Origin of the sequence: Candidatus Burkholderia verschuerenii, from assembly GCF_001189365.1 — a bacterium.
GTDB lineage: Bacteria > Pseudomonadota > Gammaproteobacteria > Burkholderiales > Burkholderiaceae > Caballeronia > Caballeronia verschuerenii.
Genome location: NZ_LFJJ01000204.1, coordinates 1 through 9978, shown reverse-complemented (window position 1 = coordinate 9978; position 9978 = coordinate 1). Strand labels below are relative to the sequence as shown.

Annotated in this window: 6 protein-coding genes and 1 pseudogene; all 7 read right to left on the bottom strand. The window is 64.4% G+C overall.

Annotated features, from left to right (window positions below; all coding sequences use genetic code 11):
* Positions 1-1346 (bottom strand): tetratricopeptide repeat protein (locus BVER_RS24680; RefSeq protein ID WP_157056210.1); only part of this gene is annotated, 1346 nt, incomplete at its 3' end.
* Positions 1340-2491 (bottom strand): cellulose synthase complex periplasmic endoglucanase BcsZ, encoded by a 1152-nt coding sequence (gene bcsZ, locus BVER_RS24675; protein WP_050455518.1) that lies wholly within the window; start codon positions 2489-2491, stop codon positions 1340-1342. The genes bcsZ and BVER_RS24680, both read right to left, overlap by 7 nt.
* Before the next feature lies 1 nt (position 2492).
* Positions 2493-5000 (bottom strand): cellulose biosynthesis cyclic di-GMP-binding regulatory protein BcsB, encoded by a 2508-nt coding sequence (gene bcsB / locus BVER_RS24670; protein ID WP_050455519.1) that lies wholly within the window; start codon positions 4998-5000, stop codon positions 2493-2495.
* Positions 5000-7211: pseudogene (gene bcsA / locus BVER_RS24665) on the bottom strand (UDP-forming cellulose synthase catalytic subunit). Before bcsA ends, bcsB begins: the two are co-directional and overlap by 1 nt.
* Positions 7208-7996: a cellulose biosynthesis protein BcsQ gene (gene bcsQ, locus BVER_RS24660; RefSeq protein ID WP_050455517.1), complete on the bottom strand. Its 789-nt coding sequence runs from the start codon at positions 7994-7996 to the stop codon at positions 7208-7210. Before bcsQ ends, bcsA begins: the two are co-directional and overlap by 4 nt.
* 197 nt (positions 7997-8193) lie before the next feature.
* Positions 8194-8667 (bottom strand): cellulose biosynthesis protein BcsP, encoded by a 474-nt coding sequence (gene bcsP / locus BVER_RS24655; RefSeq protein ID WP_050455516.1) that lies wholly within the window; start codon positions 8665-8667, stop codon positions 8194-8196.
* A gap of 167 nt (positions 8668-8834) precedes the next feature.
* Positions 8835-9290, bottom strand: coding sequence for a cellulose biosynthesis protein BcsD (gene bcsD / locus BVER_RS24650; protein ID WP_050455515.1), 456 nt, complete (start codon positions 9288-9290; stop codon positions 8835-8837).
* Positions 9291-9978 lie beyond the last annotated feature (688 nt).

The following is a 9978-nucleotide window of genomic DNA, read 5'->3' as shown; positions in this document are numbered from 1 at the left end:
AGCGCTTCGTCGCCACGGCCTTGCGCGGCCAGCGCGCCGACGAGCCCGCGAATCGCATCGGGATTGTCGGCCTGACGGCGCAGCGCCATCCGGTACGCCGCTTCCGCGCCGCGCGGATCGCCGTTGGCGAGCAGCATTTCGCCGAGCAGCGTCTGCGCGGTGACATCGGACGGATTGACGGCGATCGCGCGTTCAAAGAGCGACTTCGCCTGCGCGATCTGCCCGTTGCTGCGCGCGCCGATGGCATCGCTCGTGTAGGTCCAGTAGGTCGCGCTGGTCAGCGCGTTTTTCCAGCGCACCGGATTGCCCGCCCGCGAAGCGCGTTCGAGATAGTTGCGCGCCTCCGCAAACCGCTCCTGACGAAGCGCGACGACGCCCATGCCGCCGAGCGCGTCGGCATCGTTCGGACTGCTCGCGAGAACCGACGAAAAGCGCGCTTGCGCCGTCACCAGATCGCCGCGATCGACCGCCGCGAAACCTTCCGCGACGACGCGGCCGCGTGCATCGACGGCGGCGTTGGCCTGCGCGCGTTCGCGTGCCGACGCGTCCTGCTGGACCATCGAATCGAAACGCGCCTTGACGGCGGCGTCATCGGGTGAAGTCTGCAAGTACGCCTGATACAACGGCCCGTCCGATGCCCGCGCGCCCAGCCACAGCAAGGCCTGCCGCCAGCTTTTCTTCGCGGCCGCGCCGACCGAATTGTCGCCGGCGAGCTTTTCGAGCCGCTCGATGCCGTCGCGCCGCGTCGAATCGCGATAGGTCAGATGCTGCGCATACGCGAGCGCATAGCGCGGATCGTCGGGATTTTGCCGCGCGAGCTGGTCGAGCCCGCGACGCGCTTCGTCCCAGCCTTGCGGCGTGGCGGCGAGCGCCTGGTAATACTCGAGTTGCAGTTCGGGCGTGGCGGGCTTGCCGTCGATGGCGCGCTTGTATTCCTGCACCGCCGAGGCGCTTTGTCCGCTTTGCGCGAGACGGCGCGCATCGTTCACGGTTTGATCGCGCGAACTGGTTTCGCCGAGCCTGCGCCCGAGTTCGTCGATATTCGGATACGTCGGCGCGACCTGCCGCAATTGCGCCAGATACTGCTGCGCGCCGCTGCCGTCGCGGCGATCGGCGAGCACCATGCCCATGCCGAACAGCGCGTCGGGCTGCTTCGGATTGATGCGCAGCACTTTCTGCCACGCCTGTTCCGCGAGGTCGCCGCGCTTGTGCGCCTGCCAGTACTTGCCCTGATCGATCAGCACCTGCAGCGGATCGGCGGCGGTCTGCGCCTGCAGCGGCGCGGCGGGCGCGAGCGCGGCCGCGATGGCCAGCGCCATCAGATGATGTCGGGTCTGGATCAGCATGCGCTTCTCCAGTTCGGCACGAGGCGGCCGTTGTCGTCGAAGCGATATCGTCCGTCGATGAAACCACCGCCGAACAGCCCGAGCACGCGGTCGTAATACACCGGCTCGCGCGTCGCGCCCGCCGGCGCGGCCAGCGCTTCCAGATGCGTGCGCGCGAGTCCGAGACCGTGGTCGTCGTTCAATGCCTTGAAGTACGGCGCGAGCGCGCCCCAATACGAAAGCGGACCTTCGCCGCTGGCCGCACCCGTCATGGTCGCGACTTTTTCCGGCGGGAAGCCGTTTTGCGAGACGCTCTGACGCATGCCGCCGAGCGCATCGAGCCACGCGCGCGCGAGCGGATCGCTGGACGGCGTCATGCCCGCCCACAGATAAACGCGGATCGCGTCGTAACTGCCCATGTCGCCGTTCTTCGGATCGACGACGAACTGGCCGTTCTTGTACGCGCCCCAGTCCGGCGAATATCCGCGCGGCGCGGTGACTTTCACGAGGCGCGCGGCGCTTTGCGCGAGCTTCGCCCACGGGCCATCGGGCATTTCATGCGCAAGGCCGCGCAACAGCGGCAAGGGCAGATAACTCGGGTTCAGCCGTGTGACGTCGCCTACGCGAAAGCCTTGCGGTCCCGGCAGCAGCATCGGGCCGAGTCCGGGGAGATCGATCATTTCCTGTTTGGCGATTTGCGTCGCGAGCGCGTAGCCGAGCTTGGTGTACTCGGGTTCCTTCCACAGACGTCCGGCCTGCAACAGATCGTAGGCGATCCACAAATCCGCATCCGATGCGGAATTCGGGTCCATCACGCCGAACGTGCCGTCGGGCTTCTTGCCCCACTGCCACGCGGGCAGACGCAGCGAGTTCGAATCGAACTGATTCGCCGACAGATTGACCCGCGTCCAGTTGAGCATGCAATCGAAGCTCGCGCGATCGTTCGCGATCAGCGCGAAGAACATCCCGTAGGACTGGCCTTCGGAGGTGGTCTGCTGCGCATCGGTCGAACGGTCGATCACGCGGCCATCGGCCTGCACCACGCGTTCGATGAAAATCCGGTACGCCGGCCAGTCGCATTGCTGGGCGGCCGGCGCGGGAATCGGATGAAACGACGAAGCGGCAAACACGGCTCCGGAAAACATTTTGGCGGCGATTACCCGCATATCAGTCCCTCAGACGGCGCGCGGCGATCGAGCGCAACGCACGGTAGAAGACGGCGGCGAAGATCAACGCGGCGATCACGGCGGAGAACACGAGCAGAATCGGATGCGCGGACAGCGCCCAGCGCATGTAATGCATCGGCGAGAGACGGCCGACGTAATACGCCTCGCCGTTCGATGTCACGGTGACCGTGCGGCCGTGAATCACGGCCATCGCGCCTTGAATCGACGGCAGCAGATCGTTGTCGAGCAGGGCGGCGGACAAGTCGGCATCCGATTGCCCCGCCGCGCTGATCAGCGCGACCGTACTGCGGCCGTTCTTCAGCGGCGATTCGAAGCCGGTCAGCAGTGCGTCGCCGCTGGAACTGACGAGCGACAGGTCCGCGCGCGCGGGCGAGCGTTCCGGGCCGTGCTCGCCGTGCCACCAGTCGACCAGCTTGAAGCCGACATCGGAAAGCTGGAAGGTGCGCGCGTCGCCGTCGCCGGAGAACGGCATGTTCTTCGCCCAGCGTTGCAGTAGCGGCTGACGTCCCGGCGAGCCGAGAATCAGCAGGTCCTTGTCGGCGAAGCGATCGACATCGCCCGCGAGCGTCACCGTCACGCCCGTCACCGGATAGCCCGTCGACGCGCCCATGCGGCCCATTTCGAGCAGATACAGGCTGTAATCGGCCGAGTTCGGATCGTTCGGCAATACGACGGCCGTCTGCGACAGATCGGCCAGACGCGTGAACGGGAAGCCGCCGTTGGCGAAAGCCGCGAGATCGGGCAGCGCCATGTAATGCGGAAATCCGGACAGATCGATGGTCGAATTCGGATCGATCGCGCCGACCACGTTGTCGAGCACGCGGCCCGTGCATTCGCCGGTCTTCGGGATGTCGTAATAGAAGTGCAGACGCAATTGCGCGCGCGGCGTGATCAGCAGCGGTGGAATATAGACTTCGCGACGCGCGGCGACGGTCTTGTCGGGCATCACGCGGCTAAAGTACTGGCCGAGATCGAAGGTCGACGTCGACACCGCCGGAATCCGCAGCGACTGCACGAAGCCGTTGTTCACGCTGATATTCAGCGACGAGCGATCCGGCGCGGGCCGCACCGTGTAGCGATAACCGAGGTCGATCGGCACGCCCTTGATCTGCCACATGAACAGATCGGGCGGCACGCGCAGATTCACGCGCACCGCATCGGCGTCGTAGCCGTGGGCGGTTAGATCCTGCTGCTCGGCCAACTCGCCGAAGCGCACGGCGCGATCGGTCGGCAGCCAGTTCGGGGCATCGTAGGGACGGCGCGGTTGCAGATCGTTGAATTGCGTGATGGTCGCGCTCGTGCCCGACAGCGTATTCTGGCCGACGCCCAGCGCCTTCGCGGCCATCTTCAGTTCCTTGTCGTCGCGGCCCAGTACGAGCAGCAGACGGCCGCGCGCCGATGCATCGCGCTCCACCACGGCGATGGTCGGGCCGGACACCGGCGGAATATCGACGCCCGCGATCTTCGCATCGCCGACGGCGAACACCACGGCGTTGCCCGCGAGCGGCACGTTGTCGGTCTGCGCGGGGAAGATCGTGCCGCGATAGCCCGCCAGCGAGCCGAAGTACGACGCGACCGTGCCGGCGGCTTCGAGCGTCGTCAGACTGGGTTTGCCCGCGAACACGAACGGCAGTTCGAGGCGTCGCACGTCGCGGCGGTCGAAGAACGGCTGCGGCAACGCGGCGAGATCCGGCTTGTTGGCGATCGACGCGTACGTCAGATCGAGCGAACTCGCGTTGCTGACGGTCGCCCACAGCGTCGAATTCGACGGGTCTTCGCACTGACGCGTGTAATGGCCGATCAACTGCACGTTCAGGTGATTGAACTCGGTGATGAAGCGCGGATCGATCGCGACATCGCGCGCGACCAGCGTGCCGGCCTGCTCGCGCGGCACCGGCAAGGTCGCGGCGACTTCGCCGTTGATCAGCACCTTCAGCTGCGAAATCTCCGACAGCAGCGATGGCGAATAGCTGTAGATCAGATGCAGCACCGCCGCGGTCACGACTTCGTCGCCGCGCACCGAAAACGCGATGCCGTTCTGGCCATCGGTGCCGCGCAGTTGCAGCGGATCGAGCGCGCCGTAATCGGCGAAGGTCAGCGTCTGACGACGACCGCCCGGCACCAGCGTGCCCGGATCGGCGGTGGTCGGCACGCGCGAGGCGAGCGGCAGCGCGGGCTTGCCGGAGAACGCGGGCACGGGCATCGCGAGCGCGGGCTGCGAAATCGCCGCCGGGTTGTAGACGACGGCGGGACTCGGCGCGGGCACGTTGCCGACGCCTGTCGCTTGCTGCGTTATTGTCGCGGCGGGTTTGGCGGCTACAGCGCCCGACGCGGCATCTGCGGCGACGGCGAGCGGCGCGGCGAAGCCCGTTTGCAGCGCGATCCACGCCGCCAGCATGCGTCCGAGCGGCGTTTCGCAGAATCGCGGCGCATGTTGTTTCTGTTGTACATCATGGCCGTCGTGCGGCTTCGACAGTCGGTTGCCCATCATTGGTCTTTGGTTTTCAGCTTGTTCGGATCGACGGGCTCTTGTTCATCCAGGTCCGCAAGTCGCTGTAGAGATGCTCGAAAAGGCCGGCGATGCCGCGCGTGCCGACCAGCAGCACATGCGACAGGCCGCGCAGCGGCGTATCCGGGCGGCGTCCTTCGGACCAGCCGGTCCAGGCGTCCGCGCGCGAAGGTGGTTTTGACGAAGTCGTATTCCTGCTCGCGCGTGAGTTGCGAGAAGCGCAGGCCAACGCGTCCGGGTTCGGTGAAACCAACGGTCGCCGGGAACGCGTATTCCTCGTCGCCACGGAACAGCGAGACGGTGACGCGCTCGTGCATCGGCACTTCGATATCGTTCGGCAGCTTGACGCCCACGCCGCCTTCCGAATAGTCGATGGTCTCGCAGGCGAGCGTGCGGCCGGTCGAGAACTTGAGCATCACGGGCATTTTCATCGTCACGCGATGCGTGCTGCGCACCTGCTTGCGCTCGCCGCCGCCACCGACGCGCCCAGAATCAGCATGTTGTAGAGACCGTCCAGCAGAGATTCAGGATGGTCGTGTTCACTTCGCTGCGAACATGCCAGTACAGCACGATATGCACGACGCCCGCGATAAAGCCGAGCAGATTCAGCAGCAGCAGGAACAGATACGGCCGCGAGATGTACCAGTCGAAGTAATCCTTCGCGATCTGGCCGCCCTTGGCCGTCACGTTGAACTTGCCGAGCTTCGGGTTGATGACCGCGAGCAGCGTCGGCGCCGTGATGTACGACGCCAGCACCGACTCGTACACTTCGGCCCAGAACGAATGGCGGAACGAGCGCTGCATCCGCGAATTGGTGATGCTCGCGTGCGCCATGTGCGGCAACGCGAAAATCGCGATGGTGCTCGCAGCCGCCTCGATCACATGCGCGCCGAAGAACAGATACGACAGCGGCGTGGTCAGAAAAACCAGACGCGGAATGCCGTAGAAGAAGTGCAGCATGCCATTCAGATAACACAGCCGCTGGCCGATCTTCAGACCCTTGCCGGTCAGCGGATTGTCGATCCGGAAAATCTGCGTCATGCCGCGCGCCCAGCGAATCCGCTGGCCGATGTGCCCGGAGAGGCTTTCCGTCGCGAGGCCCGCCGCTTGCGGAATCGCGAGATACGCCGTCGTATAGCCCAGCCGATGCAGCTTGAGCGCGGTATGCGCATCTTCCGTCACGGTTTCCACCGCGATGCCGCCGATCTCCTCGACCATCGAACGGCGCAGCACGGCGCACGATCCGCAGAAGAAGGTCGCGTTCCAGAGGTCGTTGCCGTCCTGCATGAGTCCGTAGAACAGTTCGCCTTCGTTCGGCACCTTGCGGAAGGTGCCGAGATTGCGTTCGAACGGATCGGGCGAGAAGAAATGGTGCGGCGTTTGCAGCATCGACAGCAGCTTGTCGCGCAGGAACCAGCCGAGGCAGATTTGCAGGAACGAGCGCGTCGGAATGTGATCGCAGTCGAAGACCGCGAGGTATTCGCCCTTGGTGATCTTCAGCGCCTCGTTGATATTGCCCGCCTTCGCGTGACGGTTGTGCGTGCGGATCGTCCAGTTGACGCCGACTTCCTCGCAGAACTGCTTGAACTCGGGACGGCGGCCGTCGTCGAGCACGTGGATCGCCAGTTTGTCGACGGGATAGTCGAGCGCGAGCGCGGCGTAAATCGTCGGCTTCACGACCGACAACGGTTCGTTGTACGTCGGAATGAAGACGTCGACGGTCGGCCACTGGCTGCGATCGGCGGGCAAGGGCAGCGGCTTGCGCTTGAGCGGCCACGAGGTCTGGAAGTAGCCGAGCAGCAGCACGAGCGTCGCGTAGACTTCTGCGGCGACCAGCAGCAGGCCCCACGCGGCATCGAGCGGACGTTCCCAGTAAGTCGTTCCGGTGAGACGCCAGAACATATAGCGGCTCGATGTGACGATCGACAGCAGGATCATCACCAGCGTCGGATACTGTCCCGGCAGGCGGCGCATGAACATCGCCGCGCAAAAGCAGACGATCGCGAAGGCCAGCTGGAAGCCGAAGTCCAGCGGCGTCGTGACGACGAAGTAGAACGCGAACAGCGCGAACACGATCATCACGCCGGACAGGAACTTGCTGCCCCACAGCCGCGCATCGACGAGGCGCTCGAGCCGCGAGCGCGCCATGCTGACTTCGGTTTCGGGCGAAGGGATTTTTGACGCGCTCATGCCTGTTTCCTCGATGATGCGGGCATCGCATCGATGGCGGCCAGCAGCCAGTCGCCGCACTGACGCAAATCGGCCGTGGCCTGCGAAAGCGGATCGTAGTGGATCAGCGTCGTGTCGCACGCGAGCGATTCCGCGATGCCTTCGTCCTGATGGATCACGCCCGGAAACAGCCGCGTGCCGAGCATATTGCGCAGCACCTTCAGCACGTCCTTGCTCAGCTGACGCGACTGATCGACCTGATTCACCACGTAGCCTTGTCCGGCAAAATCGGCGCGCGGCGCGGCGTAGGCGTCGATCATGCGCTCCATGCCGGGAATCGCGGCGTAGGACGCGGCATCCGCGAGCACGACGTTGAGCGCGAAGTTGGCCGCCGTCAGCGCCGTGCGCGTATAGACTGACGAACCCGGCGACGTATCGACGATGACGATATCGCTCGAATCCAGCGCCAGCGAGCGCAGCGCATGCGTGAGCCACGAGGCATCGCCGTCGACCAGCGCCTCGAAGCGACGGCGATCGTCCTCGACGACCGCGCCGTAGGGCAGCACGGTCACGCCGTCGATGCCGTCGAACATGACGGTCTGCCACGGATCGCCACTGAGCGTCGCGCGCGAAATGCCGTCGATGCTGTCGAGCGGAATGCCGAAGTGCAGACGCAGCGCGTTCTGCGGATCGAGATCGAGCACGATCACGCGACGATGTTTCGCGGCCAGCACGGACGCGAGATTGGCGGCGAGCGTGGTCTTGCCGACGCCGCCCTTGGCGGACACTACCGTGATGACTTTCATGAGCGTGAGCGGAAGGCGCGCGCGGGGCGGCTGGAATCGTCGAGGCGCGAGTCGGCGGGTGCGGATTCGCGCAGGCGCGTAAAGAGCGAGTTCAGTGAATCGGGTTCGGCCGACGTCGATGGCGCGGCGGGCGCGGCGCTCTTCTGATCGAAGAGCTTGCCGAGAATCGACGGCGCGGGTTCGCGGCGCGCAACGTGTTACGGCGGCTGTTGCGCGGGCTGTTGTACCGGCTGTGGTTGTTGTACCGGCGCGACGACGGGCGGAGGAACGGGTGTCGGCGCTGTCTGCACGATTTCGGCAGGCGCGGTGTCGTCGGCAGGCGAGCCGAAACGCGATGCACGATGTTCGTCGACCGTGGCTTTCGAATCGACCGGCGGAATCGCACGACGATGCGCCCGCGCGAACAGCGGCGGCTTGCCGCGATTGATCGGCGTCAGCGCGGGTTCGGCCTGCTCATCGGAAGCGGGCACGTGAGTTCGCGGCGCGTTCAACTGGCCGTCGCGACGCGTCGCGATTTCCGGAATCGCGGGCTGGGCGAAATCCAGCGTGGCAAGCAGCGGCCAGCGGGTGCGAGCGGTCTTCGCCTCGTTTTCCCGTCCGATTTCCTGATAATCATCGGCGTTACCGCCGAAATGGTCGAACAACTTCTCGATGTCGCGCGAAGTATTCATGGTGCTGCGTCCTCGTCATGCCTTGCTTGCGGTGAATCTGGCCAGTACTGCTTCGTTTTGCTTTGTGGTGCTTTATGACGCCATCTCGTTATCTCGTTATTCGGATGGTCGTCGTCGTGCGTTCGTTGCGGGCTCGTTACGTCACGAGCCGATGTTGCGTGTTTGCGTCAGGCCGCGCCGCGCGCGAGCCGGAATGCGATCGCGCCGTTTTCGCCGACGTCGCCTGCCTGCGCGACCGCCAGCCCTTGCGCGCCGAGCGCGCTCAGCCAGTGCTGATACGCGCCTTCGAGGAATGCGGGCGTCCATGCGAGCGCGCGTTCGCCGAAGGCCGGCAACGGCGCGCAGTAATGGACGATGCTCAAGTAATCGCGTTCATCGGATAGTTCGACGAAGCCCCAGTCGGTGTCGTGCCACAGCGTATTCAGCGCGTCGGCGAGTTCGGCTGTCGAGTTGCAGACGGGAAGCGACTGGGCATCGGCGAAACGCTGACCGACGCGATGCATCAGCTGCCGCAGTTCCACGCGCCCGATCTGCGTTTCGAATTCTTCCGCCAACGCGGCAAGCAGGCCGCGCCATTGCCGGGAAATCTGGCGGTCCAACAGGTAATCAAAAATGGCGGCCATGTTGTTGTTCGGAAAGGCGCGAGCCGGATGGTCGGCAATGGTTCGATCAGTCGGAAAGTGATCGGTCGTTCTTACTTGCTTCTTCGAGTTCTCTTGTGCACTAGCAAGCATTGTTCCGGACGTGTGTCCATGCGCTAGCGCACGCATGAAGTTACTGCATCAGCTTTTTTTTCGCCAGCGAAAAGCCAGATGGAAGGATTTTTAATCGAGTTTGTGAAAAAGAACTGACAGAAAGAACGCGTTTGGACGGCTTGCCGGGCATGAGAAGCTAGACGAACTTTCGACATCCGAGGCCCGGCCATCGGGCCTGCGGACCCTTGCCACGGCGGGCGAAGTGTACCATCTCGTTAATGTTATGAAACGACAAATGACGCGTCATATTCACACGGATTGACATTTTCGCCGAGCGCTAATTACGTCTGCTTTAACGCAATTAGGTTGACGCTTTTTGTATGACTTAACAATTGGAAATCGAATCCGCTGATGAAAAGCGATTATCGAGCGAGTGCGGTAATTTCGACTGAGCGACTCGCCGATCTTCGCGACGCAGCGACTTGCGCGGACGAATCGGCATAGGGGCGGCCAGCAAGCTGGCCGGTCCCCTGCCACACCACCCTGCCACACCACCCGGCGTGCGGGTCCGCACCGGGCGGTTCGGGAAGTTGAGGTTATGTGAGGCGAGGCATGC

Coding starts and splice junctions, on each gene's coding strand:
- bcsB (WP_050455519.1), bottom strand. CDS start 5,000: ATGGGCAACCGACTGTCGAAGCCGCACGACGGCCATGATGTACAACAG.
- bcsZ (WP_050455518.1), bottom strand. CDS start 2,491: ATGCGGGTAATCGCCGCCAAAATGTTTTCCGGAGCCGTGTTTGCCGCT.
- bcsD (WP_050455515.1), bottom strand. CDS start 9,290: ATGGCCGCCATTTTTGATTACCTGTTGGACCGCCAGATTTCCCGGCAA.
- bcsQ (WP_050455517.1), bottom strand. CDS start 7,996: ATGAAAGTCATCACGGTAGTGTCCGCCAAGGGCGGCGTCGGCAAGACC.
- bcsP (WP_050455516.1), bottom strand. CDS start 8,667: ATGAATACTTCGCGCGACATCGAGAAGTTGTTCGACCATTTCGGCGGT.